Annotated in this window: 18 protein-coding genes and 1 pseudogene; 13 read left to right on the top strand and 6 right to left on the bottom strand. The window is 46.7% G+C overall.

The window, feature by feature from the left end; all coding sequences use genetic code 11:
• Window positions 1-42: 42 nt before the first annotated feature.
• Genes ACYUJT_RS01625 through ACYUJT_RS01615 form a run of 3 tightly spaced genes read left to right on the top strand, consistent with a single transcriptional unit; the run spans window position 43 to window position 613 of the window.
• Window positions 43-225 carry a hypothetical protein gene (locus tag ACYUJT_RS01625; protein WP_460318325.1) on the top strand — a complete coding sequence of 61 codons (183 nt, stop codon included), beginning with the start codon at window positions 43-45 and terminating at the stop codon, window positions 223-225.
• Between the two features lie 40 nt (window positions 226-265).
• On the top strand, window positions 266-421 hold the full coding sequence (locus tag ACYUJT_RS01620; RefSeq protein ID WP_460318323.1) for a hypothetical protein: 156 nt from the start codon (window positions 266-268) through the stop codon (window positions 419-421).
• Between the two features lie 24 nt (window positions 422-445).
• Window positions 446-613, top strand: a complete 168-nt coding sequence (locus tag ACYUJT_RS01615; protein ID WP_460318321.1) for a hypothetical protein — start codon at window positions 446-448, stop codon at window positions 611-613.
• 181 nt (window positions 614-794) lie between these two features.
• Here the strand turns inward: ACYUJT_RS01615 and ACYUJT_RS01610 are convergent.
• Window positions 795-986, bottom strand: a pseudogene (locus ACYUJT_RS01610) (helix-turn-helix domain-containing protein); the annotation flags it as partial.
• A gap of 108 nt (window positions 987-1,094) precedes the next feature.
• On the opposite strand from ACYUJT_RS01610, the gene ACYUJT_RS01605 reads away from it, so the two are divergent.
• Entirely contained in the window at window positions 1,095-1,298 is a 204-nt protein-coding gene (locus ACYUJT_RS01605; protein WP_460318319.1) for a hypothetical protein, read from the top strand.
• A 610-nt stretch (window positions 1,299-1,908) separates the two neighbouring features.
• Here ACYUJT_RS01605 and ACYUJT_RS01600 read toward each other — a convergent pair.
• From ACYUJT_RS01600 to ACYUJT_RS01590, 3 genes are all read right to left on the bottom strand, one after another.
• The gene (locus ACYUJT_RS01600; protein ID WP_460318317.1) at window positions 1,909-2,334 is read right to left on the bottom strand and encodes an exosporium protein C; all 426 of its coding nucleotides are present in this window, start codon (window positions 2,332-2,334) and stop codon (window positions 1,909-1,911) included.
• Between the two features lie 169 nt (window positions 2,335-2,503).
• A complete protein-coding gene (locus ACYUJT_RS01595; protein WP_460318315.1) occupies window positions 2,504-3,247 on the bottom strand; it encodes a metal-binding protein ZinT in 744 nt (247 codons plus the stop codon).
• Between the two features lie 269 nt (window positions 3,248-3,516).
• Window positions 3,517-3,951: a ferritin-like domain-containing protein gene (locus ACYUJT_RS01590; RefSeq protein ID WP_460318313.1), complete on the bottom strand. Its 435-nt coding sequence runs from the start codon at window positions 3,949-3,951 to the stop codon at window positions 3,517-3,519.
• A 208-nt stretch (window positions 3,952-4,159) separates the two neighbouring features.
• On the opposite strand from ACYUJT_RS01590, the gene ACYUJT_RS01585 reads away from it, so the two are divergent.
• The 5 genes from ACYUJT_RS01585 (at window position 4,160) to ACYUJT_RS01565 (ending at window position 7,170) form a co-directional block, all read left to right on the top strand.
• Window positions 4,160-4,732, top strand: coding sequence for a DJ-1/PfpI family protein (locus ACYUJT_RS01585; protein WP_460318311.1), 573 nt, complete (start codon window positions 4,160-4,162; stop codon window positions 4,730-4,732).
• 41 nt (window positions 4,733-4,773) lie between these two features.
• Entirely contained in the window at window positions 4,774-5,307 is a 534-nt protein-coding gene (locus ACYUJT_RS01580) for a DUF4269 domain-containing protein (protein ID WP_460319723.1), read from the top strand.
• 128 nt (window positions 5,308-5,435) lie between these two features.
• A complete protein-coding gene (locus ACYUJT_RS01575; RefSeq protein ID WP_460318309.1) occupies window positions 5,436-5,864 on the top strand; it encodes a MarR family winged helix-turn-helix transcriptional regulator in 429 nt (142 codons plus the stop codon).
• A gap of 21 nt (window positions 5,865-5,885) precedes the next feature.
• A complete protein-coding gene (locus ACYUJT_RS01570; protein ID WP_460318307.1) occupies window positions 5,886-6,521 on the top strand; it encodes a nitroreductase family protein in 636 nt (211 codons plus the stop codon).
• Window positions 6,522-6,549: 28 nt separating this feature from the next.
• Entirely contained in the window at window positions 6,550-7,170 is a 621-nt protein-coding gene (locus ACYUJT_RS01565; protein ID WP_460318305.1) for an NAD(P)-dependent oxidoreductase, read from the top strand.
• Window positions 7,171-7,221: 51 nt separating this feature from the next.
• Here the strand turns inward: ACYUJT_RS01565 and ACYUJT_RS01560 are convergent, their stop codons facing one another.
• Window positions 7,222-7,641 carry a hypothetical protein gene (locus ACYUJT_RS01560; protein WP_460318303.1) on the bottom strand — a complete coding sequence of 140 codons (420 nt, stop codon included), beginning with the start codon at window positions 7,639-7,641 and terminating at the stop codon, window positions 7,222-7,224.
• 188 nt (window positions 7,642-7,829) lie between these two features.
• Between ACYUJT_RS01560 and ACYUJT_RS01555 the strand changes: the two genes are divergently transcribed.
• The 3 genes from ACYUJT_RS01555 to ACYUJT_RS01545 all read left to right on the top strand — a co-directional run bounded on the left by ACYUJT_RS01555 (window position 7,830) and on the right by ACYUJT_RS01545 (window position 16,013).
• The gene (locus ACYUJT_RS01555) at window positions 7,830-8,429 is read left to right on the top strand and encodes a DUF2087 domain-containing protein (protein ID WP_460318301.1); all 600 of its coding nucleotides are present in this window, start codon (window positions 7,830-7,832) and stop codon (window positions 8,427-8,429) included.
• Window positions 8,430-8,932: 503 nt separating this feature from the next.
• A complete protein-coding gene (locus tag ACYUJT_RS01550; protein ID WP_460318299.1) occupies window positions 8,933-15,211 on the top strand; it encodes a DUF7601 domain-containing protein in 6,279 nt (2,092 codons plus the stop codon).
• Window positions 15,212-15,233: 22 nt separating this feature from the next.
• Entirely contained in the window at window positions 15,234-16,013 is a 780-nt protein-coding gene (locus ACYUJT_RS01545; RefSeq protein ID WP_460318297.1) for a sortase domain-containing protein, read from the top strand.
• Window positions 16,014-16,226: 213 nt separating this feature from the next.
• Here the strand turns inward: ACYUJT_RS01545 and ACYUJT_RS01540 are convergent, their stop codons facing one another.
• Window positions 16,227-17,144: an aldo/keto reductase gene (locus ACYUJT_RS01540; RefSeq protein ID WP_460318294.1), complete on the bottom strand. Its 918-nt coding sequence runs from the start codon at window positions 17,142-17,144 to the stop codon at window positions 16,227-16,229.
• A gap of 124 nt (window positions 17,145-17,268) precedes the next feature.
• On the opposite strand from ACYUJT_RS01540, the gene ACYUJT_RS01535 reads away from it, so the two are divergent.
• A complete protein-coding gene (locus ACYUJT_RS01535; protein WP_460318292.1) occupies window positions 17,269-17,649 on the top strand; it encodes a MerR family transcriptional regulator in 381 nt (126 codons plus the stop codon).
• The last annotated feature ends 3 nt before the right edge of the window (window positions 17,650-17,652 follow it).

The raw sequence follows: 17,652 nt of genomic DNA, 5'->3' as shown, positions 1-17,652 counted from the left end.
AGGAAGCTAACATACAACAAATCTTCCAAGGAGGCGTTCCCCATGTCCAAGCCCATTCACCTGTACCAACTCGAGATCAATCTCACCACCGAGCAACACCTGCTCTCCCTCTCCCAGCGTCACCTGAAGCTGGCAATTGAACACGGTCGCCGCCAGACTCCTCCCGACCGCCGCGCCGAGATTGGCAAAGAAGTTGAAGCTATCCGACAGAACGCGACTCTATAATCGCCAGCCTGAGACAGCAGGCAGAATTACAGGTGGCACTATGAATAAGGAACATTGTTCATTCGACACTAAGCGTACAGCGGGGCGCACCAAAGAAATGATGCTGCCCTCGTTTCCAGAATGGATGCAAGCTGGCTTAGATAAACGTTTTATGGAAACGGCAAATCAATTAGGCATGCGGCGATTGCAACCGTAGAAGGTTGAAAAAAGCGACCACCTGATGGAGCGCATGAGGGCATCCCTATCCTTCGATCAGTATCAACTGCTGCTGGAATGGGATGAACTGCAGAATCATCGGAATACGTTTGAAAAGGAGCTGATGTATCAGGCGGGAATTAAGGAAGGGCTACGGATAGCGAGGCAAATGCAAGAACTGATTACCGAATAAGAATAACGAACCCGCCTTGAAAAGCTCAGGCGGGTTTTCATGTGCCACTTAGATCAGATCGTTGCCGTTGCTGTTTAGAAGTCTAGAAACCTGAACGCTCTCTCCCGCACATGGAAAGGATTTGTTGGCTCATAGTCAACGGAAATCTCGAAGTATTTAAAGTAATGAAAGGCAGAAGGAGCTAATCGTTGTGATCTGATCTTAACTTTTCATATTCGGCTTCTACGATCTTGAAGAAGGCAGAGGGGGATATTTTAAGCCCTTGGCAAAGTTCAAAGATCTTGCTGACCGATGGTTCGTTTTTACCGACCACGACTAACGATATGTAAGTTCTGTCACCTTGAACGAACCCTGCAAGATCCTCCCGACTTAAACCCTTTTTAAGGAAAAATAACCTTTTACAGCCATTGTCAGTACGTTATAATACAATTACCAGATAGCTTGAGCCACTTATCAAAGATTAGATATTGGAGGTATGGTCATGGTCAATTGTAATAGAAATGTGATTTCCACAGCCCTCAGCACAACTCTAGTCGTGTCTATTTTGGTTACAGGCAGCACAATCATTGCCCAAGGTAAAACAACGGTTTCAGCACCGGCTCAGTCTGTTACAATTCAGAATCAGACTTCGTTAGAGTTGGCGAAGTCAGCAGGAGATAAAAAGGTTGAAGTTATTAAAGCATGATTGTTAATGAAATGAAATAACATACCTATCTGCGAAGACAGCCTTGGCATATCATGAGGGCTGTCTTCCTATTCTCCCGAAAACGAGAGAAGATAGATAATAAAATAGGCATCATGATTTAAGGATACCCCTTCTTCTATGGTATTGATTATGCTTTCTCTCATTGGATATCGATTATATCATCTCAAGTCCTTATGAAAGGGCCTACCGTAATATAAATTCTCGTCGAATATTCATATATAAACTCGCTCAGGAGGAGAAACTCTGTAAATGTATATGAAAATTCATATATATTCGATCGTTTAGCGGTAATTCGGCTTATGATATTCGAAATATCGAATACACTCACAGGAGCAACGAGATAACGTATGAATCAGCAGAATGTGATCAATCTGGCAGTGATTGAGGGTCTGGATTTCATGTTTCCAGGGAGAAGCGATAAGTTACATTATGAGGAGGGCAGTGCGAAACCACGGTGAGAAACCTCATCGCTGGCACCGGAAGCATAGAAACGCTTGACAGTGCGAGGGACTAATGTCCCTCGCTTGTTCTCTGCCCTTAAGGATACGGGGACTGTCCAATGCCAGTTGGAATACAAGAACTGCCACCGTTAGTTTCTGGTTTTAACAGCTAACCCACTAAACGATATAGGTCCGACAACATCCACTCTTGTTTTTGCAGTAAGGTTTTCAGCTGTAACTGTGTAGCCATGGGTACCTGCTCTTACATTTCTATCTTCAGCCTGGAAAGTAACTACATAATTTTGTTCTGAACCCGTAGATTCGATACCTTGCTGTGTGTTGTAAATTTCTTTTCCATCACGGAAAATTCTAAAGCGAATTTGCCCAATGCCTATAACCCCTCTTACACCAACGGATACTACCAAATCTACCCGATTTGGTTGAGAATTCACTGGAATCCGAATTGCAATCGCTGCTATGCCCGATTTTGCCGGGGAACGCTGAATCGTAAACGCTTTAGACGGGTTGAATCTGCGACGCGGCTGTACGGCTGCTTTATCAAGAATACGTACCAAAAATATCAACTCCTTTTTTTTGATACTTCAAGATATGTAAGAGATAGAGAGATTGATTGGACAATCATTAAAGCTGATTACATTTAATCAATCGTTATCCCAAAAGCGGAGCCCCTTTTAAAAGGAGCTCCACCTGTTAAAGCAATCACGGATTGGGTATTAGTTAATACTAATGTGCATTCATTTCTTCGGCGATTTCTTCTCCACTTAGATTAGAGGGATAATAGGTCGGCCAATTTTCTAATTCTTTTAAAAGAGTGTCATGGTCTTTATTTCCAAAATAGATATGGTAGTGGCCTGCTTTTGTTGGATAAATACTATGATCACTAAATTGGACATGAGCTGGCAAACCGTCTGCCTCCCCAACTAAATCAAATAAATAACGAACGCCTCTATTTCCTGATTCATAAGTCAAAATTTCGTATCCATGATATTTATATTCTCCAGTTTTTCCTTCCCCATTTTTATAAAAGGTTATCGCATTATCTTGAATAGCGATTCGTTCAATATCTGTCTTATACCCAACTGAATAATAATCCTTGTACTCTTCAAAGGTTTTATCTTTTTTGGTGTCTGCTTTTTTATGTAAGACCTCATCTAGACTCCCATCTAACAAGTATGGATAAACGGATTGCCAATCACCTTTCCAATCAGATAGTTCCCGATCTTTAACTTCCTGATCTTCAAATTTTCCTGCATATATTTCTTTCTGTTTCTCATCGTTGTGATGATGATTGTCATGACTGTGGTCATGGTTATGACCGTGACTATCATGGTTTCGATTGCTACTTTCTGTAGATTCGGAAGAAGTCAAAGCCTCTTGAATTGGTGCACCTTCGTTTTCTTGACAACCTGCGAGCATTGCGCCTAATAAGCAAAACATAACTATTGATTTGATAAAATTGTTTTTCATAAATAATCTCTCCCTTTTTCATTTGTAAATCGTAACCATTACTATTAGTAATAAATGAGAATATACTATGTTTTGAATTTTATGTCAATATAAATCGTAATTTTTACTATTAGATAGGGATGTCTTAACGAAAATAAGGCTCTGCCATTTATGGCAAAACCTCAGTCTATAGCAAAGTTATTGGTGATCTGCTAGCTGAACCCTCGCCTTTAGAATGCAACTTGCCAACTCCATTTAACTTTGAGATCCAAAAAAAAGACCGCGCCTCATCAACGCGGTTTATATCCTGATGTAATTAAATAAAGAAACCATACCGCATGATTTTGTTCATCGGCAGCTGCTCGCTTGAAGCGTTCTTTGATATTGGGGTCAGTAGCTTTATCTGCGACATCCAGGTAAAAATCTACCGTTTCTTGTTCATCTTTAAAAGCAAAGTGAAGTCCGGCAGAATATTCTGAGGGGCATTTTTCAGTGATGTGCGGAACAGGCCGCCTGCCGGTTAACGAGGTATAAATTTGTGAGAAGGTTTGAAAATGCCTAATCTCGTCTTTACGTATTTCCAGAATTCTGTTTCGTTCCTCTTCATTCGGAGCCATTCCTGCCAACTGCTCATAACATGCAATAGCCGAGTACTCTCCGTTGATTGCACGTTCAATGTCTGCAATTAGACCGGTATCCGTTCGGTAATAATTCGTATAGTACACGTCTAAACCACCCTTCCAAAGCAATCTAACTTAACATATGCTGTACATTAGGCGATGGTGCATTTTTTCGGGATCATCGAAGTTACAATTGTAAAATACAGGAATCCTTGATATAAATGTAGTAGGTAATAATTATATGTGTGACAAAGTATTTGGTTTAGTGACCAGATGCTTTTTTTATTTCATGCGAAAGGTCAGGTGTTGATTTATGAAAATGGCTTTCATTTTGTTTGACCAGATGACTTCGCTTGATTTGGTTGGCTTCTATGATGCTGTAACCCGAATGAGAATTCTAAGCGCCATGGACAATGTGCAATGGGATTTTTGTGCCAACAAAGAAGAGATCAAAGATGACCGGGGGTTAACGGTCAAAATTGAACATGTATCCCCAGACCTGTCGGGCTATGATTTAATTTTTATCCCAGGAGGCTTCTCCACCAGGCAGCTTAGGTATGATTCCGAGTTTATTACATGGATTCAAACCGCCCAGGAGGTAGAATATAAAGTGTCTGTTTGTACGGGGGCTTTGATTTTAGGAGCAGCAGGGTTTTTAGAAGGCAAAAGAGCAACCACGAATCCCTCCGCTTACGAGCTGTTGGCTCCTTACTGCTCTGAAGTCGTGAAGGATCGTTTCATCCGGGACGGGAACATTTTTACAGGCGGCGGAGTATCGGCTTCCCTCGACTTAGGATTGTACGTAGTGGAATCACTTACGAGCAAAGAGGTCGCCCGGGAAATTCAAGAACAAATGCATTATCCGTACTACAATTCGGCATTTTGATGCATGCGGCGGCATTCTTTATGAGCAAGGAGGTAATCTACATCTTTAAGACAATAAGCTACTTGCAGTTTGGCAGCCCTATACAACGTCAAGCCTTCAAGGCCATAAATGAACTGAATATTATCAGCGATATGGCCATTTATCATCCCATTTTATGCGGGACTATCCCCATTTCCATTGATATACGCCATTCGGACCTGGATATGATCATGGAAGTTCATAAGTTCGATATTTTCAAAGAAGAAGTCCAGCTTCTGTACGGCCACTTATCCGGATTTATCCTCAACGAATTGACTATTAGAAATACTCCGACGATTACAGCCAACTTTCGCTTTAGCGGCTTTGAATTCGAATTATTCGGACAACCAAGGCCGGCAGAACAGCAGAACGCCTATCTTCACATGATTGTTGAACACCACCTTCTCACTGCAAATCCCCACTTAAGAGCAGAGATCATCCGCTTAAAAGAACTGGGCATGAAGACAGAGCCAGCTTTTGCTCAAGTTTTTGGCTTGGATGGCGACCCTTACGACGAGCTTTTGAATTATGGAAGAACATTAGAGATCATCCGCTAAAAAAAATACTATTGCATTTCTTGCTGTTTTGTAATAAATTAATTGATAGGTCAACTATTGACCCCTCAATGAATTGAACTATACAAATTTAACAACAAGGCAAGTTACGGCACCTAGGAGGTCATGACATGAATTGCTCCGTTTCAGACCAAGAGCGCGTTTTGTTCCTGCTTAGAGAGCTTTGCAATCAGTTTGGCCCAAAGTTTGAACGCAACACCAATATGAGCTTGTCCCGGTATGAGCTGCTGCATCAACTGTTTCAGACAGATGAGATGACTCAGTCTACGCTGCAGAAATCAGTCAACATCGACAACGCAGCGGTCACCCGGCATTTAAAGCAGCTTGAGTCCCAGGGAATGGTGGCCAGACGGAGAAACCCTTCCGACCATCGGGAGACCTTTGTCAGCCTGACCAAGGAAGGACGAGAGCAGATCCTTGGCTGCAGCGCAGAGAAACGTTGTTTTGTCGATCAAATGCTGCAGGGCTTCAATTCGGAAGAGCTGCGCATTCTGACCGATATGTTAATGCGGATTCAAAGCAACATCAGTAAATATTAAATAGATAGGAGAGATACACATATGAGTACAGCCACTGTTAAAGATTTCAAAGAAATCGTCCTCGGACGCCGTTCCGTAAAAAACTATGATCCATCCGTAAAAATCAGCCGCGAGGAAATGACGGAGATTCTGGCGGAAGCCACCACAGCTCCTTCCTCGACCAATATGCAGCCATGGCGCTTCGTGGTGATCGATACACCAGAGGGCAAACAGAAAATGGCCGAGCTCGCCATGTTCAATACGAATCAGGTCAACACTTCCGCAGCTGTGATCGCCGTCTTCGCCGACATGAAGTGCATTGAAAATGCTGACGAGATCTACGAAAAATCAGTGGAGCTTGGCTATATGCCTGAAGATGTCAAAGAGAAGCTGCTCACTTCCTTCAAGCCGATGTATGAAAGCCTGCCTGAACAGAACATGCGGGACATTGTGCTCATTGATGCCAGTCTTGTATCCATGCAGCTTATGCTGGTCGCCCGCGCCCATGGCTACGACACGAATCCAATCGGCGGATACGACAAGCAGCGAATTGCCGAAGCCTTTGGTCTGGAGAAAGAGCGCCATGTTCCTGTCATGATCATATCTATTGGCAAGGCAGCTACCGAAGGCCGCCCTTCCTATCGTTTGCCGGTTGATGCGGTAACGACTTGGAAGTAATCTTCTCTCGAAAGGGGAGCTGCTCCCCATGAACATTTCCATATTAGGCGCTACAGGCCGGGTAGGCCAGCAGCTTGCAGCTCTTGCCCTTCAAGACGGCCATCAGGTGACCACGCTGGTTCGGGATCCAGACAAAATGGCAGTTATGGGGAAGCAGCTAACACTCGTGAAGGGGAATGCTCTGAATAAGGAGGATATCGCCCGCGTTCTGCATGGCCAGGATGTTGTGCTCTGCGCGCTGAGCACGGATGGTACGACCACGTTATCCGCCTCAATGCCGCTCATCGTCGATGCGATGTGCAAGGAAGGCATCAAGCGGATTATTACGATCGGTACCGCGGGCATTTTGCAGAGCAGAGCCCAGCCCCATCTACTGCGTTACGAGTCCGCTGAATCCAAGCGCAAGCTTACCCGTGCTGCTGAGGAACATCACAAGGCATATGAATTGCTCCGGCAATCTCAGCTTGACTGGACCATCGTTTGCCCTACCTATTTGCCTGAGGGAAAGCATGTGGGAATATACCGCGTGGAACGCGATTTCCTGCCTGAAGACGGATCGGAAATATCGGTTGCGGATACGGCGGAATTCGCTTACCGGCAAATCGAGGATATGACCTATATCCGGGCACGTGCCGGAATCGCTTATTAATATGACAAAAAAGGCCCGCCCATTTTAATGGGCGGGCTACCTTCTTATCTTTTACCTGAGTAAAAAGAACGTTAAAATAATTGCCCCGCCAATGAACAACGTCATCAGCACAAACGGCAGCGCTGTCAGCGTAATTCCCGCGATCGCCATCCCTCGGCCTTTGGTCGAGCGTCTGGCCCGAATTCCCAAAATAAAACCGACGGTATTCACGATATAAGCAATAACGATGGTAAACATCGTGCCAGGCGAAGTCGTATACGAATACTGTGAATCAATGTTCATCATGATGCAGGACAATAGGAATAAGAACATTCCAAAAATGCCGAAAATGAGCGATACGACGGCTTGCCCCAGCCGGTCAACAGGCTGCTTCTTCTTGCCGCCTTTCTTCCCCTTCCCCTGCACTTGGCTTACTGCCGCTTGGCTTCCGCTTACTCTGTTCTGATGTGGTGTCCTGTTATTTTGCTGCACTCCTCTAGCAACTCCTTTTCTGACTGTAAATGTATGTAGGAATAAAGAACTATGTTTAATTCGACAAAGCAGCTGAAAATCCTTTTTTTGATTAATGAATTGACATTGCTCCCTAGTTTCATTAGAATCTAATTTAACATATATCTAATTAGATGATCATCAAATCACGAAATGGAGGTATCTTGTTTTTGCAATTAGATAAGGTCGTAACCTACCATAAAGCGCTTGCCGATCCTACCCGAATCCGAATATTGATCCTGCTCAAAGATGGTGAACGAAATGGCCAGGAATTGGCCAAGAAGCTGGGCGTAACCCCAGCCACCATTACGCATCACGCCGCAAAGCTTCGGGAAGCGAGCTTGATTAACGAACGCAGGGAGAAAAACACGATCTTTTTCTCGCTGAACCATTATTTTCTGAAAAATAACGCCGACGCCACCGTCAACCTGATTTACCGGGCGTCCGAAGGGGGAACAAGTATGCTGGATGAACAGCAGCAGCGCATCAAAGAATCCGTCATAAAGAACTTTTTTACCGCCGAGGGCAAGTTGAAGAGCATTCCTGCCCAGTTGAAGAAGAAGCTGATCATACTCGAGCATCTGGTATCCCGGCTGGAGCTTGGCCGCAAGTACAGCGAGCCGGAAATCAATGCGTTCATCAAAAATTATCACGAGGATTTTGCCACGATTCGCCGGGAATTCATCATGCACCAGTTTATGTTCAGGGAGAACGATATCTATGAGCTGAATCCGCAGGAAATGTGGGCGAAGTGGGAGATGCTTTCCTGAATATGAATTCAATGCTGTGTGATGATAGCTTGTATGCAAGTTCAGTTCGGAATAATAATTGAATCAATAAGGCTCTGGGCATCGTACTCAGAGCCTTTTCATTTTCTGCTTCAATTATTTGAATCAAGGGAAACGCCAAGAAGGCTCTTACCTAAAATAGGTCTGCGCAGAAGATGAGTTATTATTGTCGAGTGGTTGTATAGTTTTTGTAAAGTTCTTGTGTAGTTCTTGTCTAGATCGTGTTAGTAAAATGGCACGGATACGCTGTGTAAATTTGGCGTATTCTGTTTTTTTATAACGAAGATGGTCGACGGAGAGGGGGGAGTTACTAAGCATTGATCAACCGCCTGCACACCCTGAGCTTGCTCGGTCATCTAGACTCCGCAAGATTTCGAAGATGTGAAGGGCAACAGGGGTCAAGCAAATAGCAAATGACTATTCGTTTGTGCACTGCAGACGATCTTGCTGTCGACAAAACTTCGGAAATGGAGGAGATTCTAGAAATGAAACGAAAACGGAGTGTAAGCAAATCTCTGCTGTCTTTCTGCCTAGCGATTATGCTTATTTTACAAACGTTCTCTGCTCCAGCATATGCGCAGAGCGCTCTAGGCGATTCTGGGTCGGCAACAGTCAACGTGGACGGCTCGCCGTCGGTAACTGATGCGGTGTACGATGAGCCTGTTGCGCTGCCGCCCGCCTTCCCGATGGCCTTAATGGCTGGTCCAGCGGACAAAACGGCGATGTTCATGGGAGTGAACGACCCTTTTCCGCTGGAGGTGGTGCAGAATAACCAAACTGTTGATCCCAACGGCACCATCCAGGGCAGACAGCCATTCACGCTCAAGTCGGAAGGCCTCAAGGTGCCAGTGAATGGTGATGACGCTGATCCGACTAATGCGAATCCAGACCTATACATTCAGAAGGGCGACTGGATCGAACTAAAAAGGGATGACTACTTCGAGGAAGTGGTATTGCCGACAGCTACTAAAACCTTGATGGCATCAACTGAATTTGGTCAGAAACAGCTTGGCATCGCTTATTTTACTCCGGATAGCATCAAGATCGTATTTAATGGCGACGAATCGTTTTTCAATGGTGTTGGACGAGCGGTTACTTTTGGCTTTGAAACCACCGCTAATTCGGATGTAACAGGCTTAGTGTATGGCGAGTCAAAGCCTATCTCTATTTTCGGGGGAGCTTACCAGCTGAAAAACCCAGATGTCACGCCCGCATACAGCATCACATTGGCTTCGCCGGGAATGATCAGGTGGGATCAGTATAGCTATCGCGGAATTCAACACGAGCAATTTGTTGAGGGTGCGATTACTTGGCAATCAACCGTATCTGCTTTCGATAAGTTTGATACAGCAATCAAGCTGCCGCTCGACGGGATGAAGTTTTTTACGGACCCGGCATCTTATAATACTGGCTTTGGTAATGTCCGCGGTATCTATATGCCTGGTTCCTTCAAGGTGAACGAGATAGCGGTAGTGCCGGATATCGACGTTGACGGTAAGCTGAGCTACATCTTTCCGACGGGGACCGGTATAGATCCGAAGGTTGAGTTTAAGACGTGGATTCCAAAGGAAGCTTACTATTACGAGCACAAGAATCCACCGGGGAATCTTGGTCGTAGTTATCGGGACATGAACGGCATAGTGAGATTACAACAGAGCGATGATACTGTTTTAGTGAGTGCAGGTCAAGAGATTTCCTTTGCTCCAGACTGGATTCAGACCGCAGGCTCGCTGGACCACGAGAATCAGATCATCACATGGACCACCGATGTCAATAGTAAGTACAACAAGAAGGGACTAAAAAACTTTACCATCACAGATGTGCTGCCGACAGGCCTCGAGTTCATGTCAGCAACATATCAGACATGGGAAGACGGTATTACATCCGGTTCAAAGTCGATTACTCCGGATGCAAACGGCGTTTACTCCTTCGGGGATATTAATGGGCGCGTCCAACTGGTGATTCAGTCCAAAATTATAAGCGGAGACGACTTCACCAATGTACCACGCGCCAACTGGGATTTGGAGACCAAGGACGCGAACGGAAATGCCTTACAGAACAATGATGTTAAAACTGGTACCAGACCCAATGCGGTAACCGACGAGGCGAGAATCATCGTCGGGGCGCATACGTTCACAAAAGCAGGCTCTATTTCGATGGCAGATTATAACCTAGGCGGCATTACATGGACCGTCAATCTAACACCACAGTATGCCCTGCCAAATGCCGTCGTATACGATGTGCTGATCCATGGCGGAGATTTGAACGTCTTGGACAACGCTGTGGATGAAACCGGCGAGGTAAGCGCGGAAACGATTGCGAAAATCAAAGCAAAAGTTAATACTGCGCAGCTTTGGAAGAGGTATCAGGATGGAACCTTGAAGGGTGTGACCAATGCAGCCGGCTTGAACATGAAGGCTATTCCTTTAACTGTGAACGGTGAAGTGGTTGCGGATTTGATCAAGGTGACCGGATACAACACCGACAAAGCTACATCTTTCAGTTTCCGTGCACTTGAAACCAACCTGGATGTCCTCTTCAGGCAGGATATTAACGCAGGGAAAACACGCTGGAACCGGGCTTTGCTCTTTGACGGTGAAAACGTAAAACAAGCAGAAAATCAGATCAACCTTCACCTGCGTATTCTGAATAAGGATATGCTTACGGCATCCTATCCTATTAAAAAGGACGGGACGGCTGACACATGGTATACCCCGAACGACGTTCACCGCTATATCGGTTATGATGGTACATCAAGCGGCGACGAATACACCTTGGCTGGGTATGACCGTACAACCAAGACCGTCACCTTCCGTCTAGGCGTCAATATGCCGGGCTACAACACGGTCGAAATGGCGAGAGACGGCGGAAATCGGGTTATCACCAATGTGAAGCTGGTGGATACCTTGCCGGAGGGTTGGGAATTTGTTCCTTTTGCAAATGGAAAGGACTATGAGCTTTACAAGGGCTATTCGGATAATGACAGTGGCACCGGCTATGGGGTTCGAAACAACGCCGTGTCAATCATCGAGCCGAACGACCGTGCTCATGTGGTGAGTTTCTCCCATAGCGGCAACGTAGGTACCTTCACCTTCTCTGAACTGGAAGGCCCTTATGTCATTTTGGTAAAGGCAAGACCTTCCAATGCAGCGCTGGAGAAATATTTGGAGGAATACACTACAATCGGCACAGACAGGCAGGTGCTGTATAACAAAGCCGACCTGCATATGACCTGGGGCGGTGCGGAAAAGGTCGTCACCGAACAGCGCAAAGTTATCGTCCCTATTCAGACCCTGGGCAAGTCGGTAACTAAGCCAGTTCCAGGGGTACTGGAATGGACAGTGAACTATACCCCGCCATTCAACATGAAGCAGGGCGTTTATTTGCAGGATACCTTAGGTGCAGGTATGAACCTGCGCTATGATGTAGGCGGGAATCTTGTACTGACAGCGCCTAGCATGGCAGTTTATCCTGCTAAAATGACTGCTAGCGGTGCTCTGGAACGGGACGGCGCAGCACTGGATCTAAGCGACCCGAATGCTGAAGTTCAGGTCGAAGCTGCACCAGGCTCGGGAGGCACCACAGTTCTAAAATTCAAAATGGACGACCCTAATAAGTTTTACCAGTTTGTGTATCAATCAGAGGTTGACCCATCTAAAACAAAAGCCGGGGACAAAATGGGCAACGAGGTAAAGCTGATTGGCGATGATAAGCTAAAATCTGTCAGTGCCAGAAGCGAAAGTACGCTGGACAGCTCAGACGTAGCCGGCAGTTCAAGCTCCAATGCCCAGCTCCCCCTGAAAAAGGTAGATCCTGATGCTAAGCCGCTAAAAGGCGTGAAGTTTACGTTGTTTAAGAAAGACGACGGAACTCAAACCGCCGAAGGAACAACCGGGGATGACGGTAAGCTCAATCTGCTATTCCCGAACCCGGGGTATTATGAGCTGAAAGAAACCTATATTGACACAAATACTTGGCTGCCGATCACACATGTGTACCAGGTATATGTAGGAAATACGCCAGGAAAGCCTATCTGGGTAGACGGCATAAAGGTAGATACGAATAATCCGCTGGTTGTGCCTACGCCGGCGCAAGGAAAGCTGACCATCAGCAATGAGGTGAAAGGAAACGGCAGCGATTCCTCCAAGGATTTTGAGTACACCGTAACCTTCACCGGCGAAGGCCAGGACGGAGAGTACACCTATAAGAAGCCGGATAATACGTTTGGCAAGATCAAGAGCGGAGGCAAGATTACCCTCAAGCACGGGGAATCAGTGACGCTCCCGGCATTGCCTGCGGGTCTGGTCTATACGGTAACCGAGGCCGATTATACCGCCGATGGCTACACGACCGCCCCGGGGAATAAGCAATACTCCGACAAAATCGAGAATAAAAGCGACCACAAAGCAGATTTTGTCAACGAGCGGTACGTTAGCGATCTGACCGTCAGCAATACCGTCACGGGAGACGGCGCAGAACCGGGCAAGCCGTTTAAGTACACGGTCACCTTTGACGGTACAGGAAAGGGTCAAGATTACAATTACGAGCATTCAGACGGCACGACGGGCAAGGTCAGATCCGGCGATACCTTCGAGCTCAAGCATGGTGAGACCCTTAAAATCAAGGATCTTCCAGAGAATTTGAAGTATACGATCACCCAGGACGGTTACAAGAACGACGGCTACGCGACCATCCCTGTGGCATTGTCTGATGAGGGAGTCATGGCGCGCGCCGATCGCGAAGCGGACTTCACCAATGAACGGACCGTCAACAAGCTGACGATCAGCAACACGGTCATGGGCAACGGCGGCGATAAGACGAAGGAGTTCGAGTACACGGTGACCTTTGACGGCACAGGCAAGGATGGAAGCTACTCTTACGAGAAGTCGGACGGCGGCAAAGGTACGATCAAGTCCGGCGGTACCTTCACACTCAAGCATGGAGAGACACTGGAAATTGTGGGTCTGCCTAAGGATCTGAAATACACAGTGACTCAGAAGGACTACACAGCCGACGAATACGCGACCATTCCTGAGGATCGGTATTATACCGGAATCATGGAGGGCAAAGATGAAGAGGCCCCGTTCACGAACGTGCGGGTCTTAGAGGGCGGCCTGCTCATCAGCAACACGGTTAAAGGCAAAGACGACGACAAGAGAAAGCCGTTCAAGTACACGGTCACTTTCACAGGCGAGGGAGCGGACGAATCCTACTCCTATGAGAAGTCGGACGGCAGCAAGGGCACGATTATGAGCGGAGACACCTTCGAGCTTACAGATGGCCAGACGTTCGTTGTGCAAGGACTTCCGACGTATCTCGAATATACGGTGATCCAGGATGATTATACGAAGGACGGCTATGTGACGGATCCTGAAAGTCTCGTTCACACAGGCGCAATTCCGGAGAAACAAGTGGCCGAAGTACACTTTGTCAATACCCGTCCGTATCTGGAAGGCGTACTGCGTGACAACAACACAGGCCAAGAAATTCCGAATGCGAAAATCATCGTGACGAACAAGAAGACCAACGAACAGCAGACGATTTGGACAAATGATAAAGGTGAATATTCGATCCCTGCCCAGGCGGATACCGACTATACGATCACGTATACGAAGCTGTATCAGGTGGGCAGGATGGATGTCCCTGTCGAGTTCACGCAGAAGGCCAATGTGGACAGCAGCGTAACGGACGAGACCGTTCCGGCGGACATTACGGCGGTAGGGATCATTCTGTTCAAGCAGCTGGATGGAACAACAGAGCTGTTCAACGATTCGTTTACCAGCAATATGTATATCTATTTGAAGGACAAAGACGGCAATTATATTAAGGAGAACGGCCATCCCAAGGCGTTTCCGATGGCTTCGAACGGCACCTTCTCCGTAGAAGGGCTAAGCGAGCAGAAGTACACCATGGAAGTTCGCTATAAAGCTGAGATCGGCGAGGAACTGCTCTTCAAAGTGATGCAGCTGAACGTGAAAGCTAACGGAGAGCTGAATATTTCCGAGGAATTGGTCGACCCTTACGGTACGGTTTATGATGAAACGACAGGAGATGCCATTACTGGCAAGAAAATTGACGGAGCCAAAGTTACACTCTATTATGCGGATACACAGCGGAATAGAGATAACGGCCGCATTCCGGATACGAAAGTAACGCTTCCTCCAGTTCCGAATTTCCCGCCGCACGATAACGAGAGCCCGGAACAGGATAGCGACGCAAATGGCTTCTATGCGTACATGGTGTTTCCTGAAGCGGATTACTATCTGATCGTAACGAAGGATGGATACGAGACGCACAGGAGCGATACGATTTCAGTCGATTTTGACATTGTAAAATACGACGTGCCAATGAAGCCGATCCGTTCAGGTGGCGGCTCCGGTGGCGGATCAGGCAACGGCAACAGCGGAACCGACAACAGTAACAGCGGAACCGACAACGGCAGCAGCGAGGCCGATAACGGCAATAGCGAAGCTGACAACGGCAATAGCGAAGCCGACAACGGCAACAGCGAAGCCGACAACGGCAATAGCCAAGCCGGCAACGGCAATAGCCAAGCCGAGAACGGCAACAGCGAAGCCATTAACGGCAATAGCGATGCCGGTAACGGCAATAGCAAAGTTGGTAACGCCAACGACGAGCTGGACGATGTTCCGAAAACAGAGGATAATAGCACATCGCCATTCTTCTATATGGCTTTGGCGCTGATGTCCTTAATGGTAATCGCGTTCTGTCTGTCCAGCAGCAAGAAGAAGCACATTCAGTAAACGGAAAGGCGGTAAGAAGAAAATGAGCAAACTCAAAAAAGTTCTTATCGCCTGTTCCACTCTTCTGTTGATTTTCTCTCTCTTCTCTGTTGCGCGAATTCTTTTGCGGGATTATGCTGAACAGCAGCGAATGAAAGAACTGGCAGCGGTCTGGAAAAACGGATCAGGCACAGGCGGGGGCTCTGCCTCCCCCTCCCCTTTCAGCACGAAAGCGCCCGGGCAAGTCATGCTCCCCGAATTTCAAGAGCTTTACGAGAGAAACCCGGACATCATCGGTTGGCTGAAAATGGACGGCACCCGTATTGATTACCCGGTCATGCAGAACCCGCAGGATCCGCAATTCTATCTCAATCATGATTTCGATAAAAAGAAGAGCAAAAACGGCCTCCTCTTTTTGGACGCATCCAGCCGGATAAACGATTCAGGCATTTTGCTGATTCACGGACATCATATGAAAAGCGGCCTGATGTTTGCAGATCTGATGAAGTACAAGAAAGAAAGCTATTATAGGGAGCATGCTACTTTCGAGTTCAGTACGCTTTACGAGAAGGAAGAATATGAGATCGTTGCCGTTTTTCTCTCACAGGTTTATCGCAAATCAGACAACGTTTTTAAGTACTACCAGATTGAGAAGGTAGGAACCCCCGCCGAGTTCGAGTCGTATGTTCAGAACATCAAAAAACTTGCTCTCTACGACACAGGCGTAACAGCCCGGTATGGCGATAAGCTGATTGTACTGTCTACTTGTGAGTACTCAACCGAAAACGGCCGGTTGGCAGTGGTCGCCCGAAGGCGTAAATGACGATGTTGAAACACGGGGTCAAGCAGATTCATATCACGTTCTCCACTGGAGGACGTGATTTTTTTTTGAATATGTTTAACCCTTTCTGTGAACATTTATCGCAGCCAAGCTGGAAATGTGATTTTGCGGACGATTTGTCCATGGTTCACTAACACGAAGAAGAAAAAAAAATGCCCTTAGGATAAGGGCATAGAAGAAAAGATTATGAAAGAACTAGGGAAGCACATTCCCTGCCGCGCGGTAAATTTCGTACCACTCTTCACGAGTAAGCGTGATGTCAGCAGCTTTGCAGCAGTCCAGTATTCTCTCCAGACTCATCGTACCGGTTACCGGCTGCATTTTAGCCGGATGACGGAGAAGCCATGCAATCGCGATCGTGGTGTTGGAAACCTCGTATTTTGCCGCGATCTCATCGATTTTCCGGTTCAGTTCAGGGAATTTGTCGCTGCCGAGGAAAACCCCTTCAAAGAAGCCGTATTGGAACGGCGACCATGGCTGAATAGTAATATCATGCAATCGGCTATAATCGAGAATGCTGCCGTCACGGTTGACCGCAGCGTCATTTTCCATGTTGACGTTGATTCCGTTTGAAATCATCGTCGCATTCGTGATGCTCAGCTGCAACTGATTCGCAACCAGCGGCTGCTTCACATGCTTCTTCAACAGCTCGATCTGCATTGGCTTTTGGTTGGAGACCCCGAAATGACGTACCTTGCCTGAGCTCTCCAGCTTATCGAACGCCTCTGCTACTTCCTCCGGTTCCACCAAGGCGTCAGGACGATGCAGCAGCAGCACGTCGAGATAATCGGTTTTTAACCTTTTCAGAATACCGTCTACGGAATTCAATATATGCTCTTTGGAGAAATCAAACATACCCTGGCGAATGCCGCATTTGGACTGCAGGATAATTTTCTCGCGCACATCATCATTCATATGAATCGCATCAGCGAAAATCTCCTCGCAGTTGCCGCCGCCGTAAATATCCGCATGGTCAAAAAAATTCGCCCCTGCTTCAAGCGCCGTCTGCACAAATTTCTCCGCCTCGGCTTGTCCCAGCGAATTGATGCGCATGCAGCCAACGGCAATCACCGGCACCTCCAGGTTGCTGGTTCCAAGTTTCATCGTTCTCATGATTCATATCCTCCTTGTCTAAACTTTTGAATCAACGGCTTGTATTGTACAATAGAATCTTAAGCCTTAAAGTTAACTTCAAGTCAAGAGCTGCACACCAAATTATATTCGGGAGAGAAATAAGATGGCGATGATCTACTCCATTAAACAAGTATCGGAAAAAACTAATTTGCCTAGTCACACGCTGCGTTATTATGAAAAAGAAGGACTGCTCCCGTTCGTCAAGCGCAGTGAAGGCGGCATACGCCGCTTTACCGACGACGATTTGGAGTGGCTTGGATTAATCTGCTGCCTGAAGGAAACAGGCATGCCTATTAAGCAGATCAAGGAATTCGTCGATTTAAGCGTACAAGGCGGAGGAACGCTGAAACAGCGCTGTGAAATATTGATCGAGCATAAGAAAAACGTCGAGAACGAGATCCGAACCATGCAGAAACATCTGCAAAAAGTAACGACCAAAATCAATCATTTCACCACACAATACGAGGAGTACGCCGGTCGTTGATGT

The sequence above is a fragment of the Paenibacillus sp. YSY-4.3 genome, from assembly GCF_054767475.1.
Note: the sequence above shows the minus strand (reverse complement) of the source record. Positions and strands in the feature narration are given on the sequence as shown.

What these genes read in the sequence shown, in the direction of transcription:
- ACYUJT_RS01535 (WP_460318292.1), top strand. Translation starts at nt 17,269, where the DNA reads ATGGCGATGATCTACTCCATTAAACAAGTATCGGAAAAAACTAATTTG.
- ACYUJT_RS01625 (WP_460318325.1), top strand. Translation starts at nt 43, where the DNA reads ATGTCCAAGCCCATTCACCTGTACCAACTCGAGATCAATCTCACCACC.
- ACYUJT_RS01595 (WP_460318315.1), bottom strand. Translation starts at nt 3,247, where the DNA reads ATGAAAAACAATTTTATCAAATCAATAGTTATGTTTTGCTTATTAGGC.
- ACYUJT_RS01575 (WP_460318309.1), top strand. Translation starts at nt 5,436, where the DNA reads ATGAATTGCTCCGTTTCAGACCAAGAGCGCGTTTTGTTCCTGCTTAGA.
- ACYUJT_RS01620 (WP_460318323.1), top strand. Translation starts at nt 266, where the DNA reads ATGAATAAGGAACATTGTTCATTCGACACTAAGCGTACAGCGGGGCGC.
- ACYUJT_RS01570 (WP_460318307.1), top strand. Translation starts at nt 5,886, where the DNA reads ATGAGTACAGCCACTGTTAAAGATTTCAAAGAAATCGTCCTCGGACGC.
- ACYUJT_RS01585 (WP_460318311.1), top strand. Translation starts at nt 4,160, where the DNA reads ATGAAAATGGCTTTCATTTTGTTTGACCAGATGACTTCGCTTGATTTG.
- ACYUJT_RS01615 (WP_460318321.1), top strand. Translation starts at nt 446, where the DNA reads ATGGAGCGCATGAGGGCATCCCTATCCTTCGATCAGTATCAACTGCTG.
- ACYUJT_RS01550 (WP_460318299.1), top strand. Translation starts at nt 8,933, where the DNA reads ATGAAACGAAAACGGAGTGTAAGCAAATCTCTGCTGTCTTTCTGCCTA.
- ACYUJT_RS01540 (WP_460318294.1), bottom strand. Translation starts at nt 17,144, where the DNA reads ATGAGAACGATGAAACTTGGAACCAGCAACCTGGAGGTGCCGGTGATT.
- ACYUJT_RS01605 (WP_460318319.1), top strand. Translation starts at nt 1,095, where the DNA reads ATGGTCAATTGTAATAGAAATGTGATTTCCACAGCCCTCAGCACAACT.
- ACYUJT_RS01565 (WP_460318305.1), top strand. Translation starts at nt 6,550, where the DNA reads ATGAACATTTCCATATTAGGCGCTACAGGCCGGGTAGGCCAGCAGCTT.
- ACYUJT_RS01545 (WP_460318297.1), top strand. Translation starts at nt 15,234, where the DNA reads ATGAGCAAACTCAAAAAAGTTCTTATCGCCTGTTCCACTCTTCTGTTG.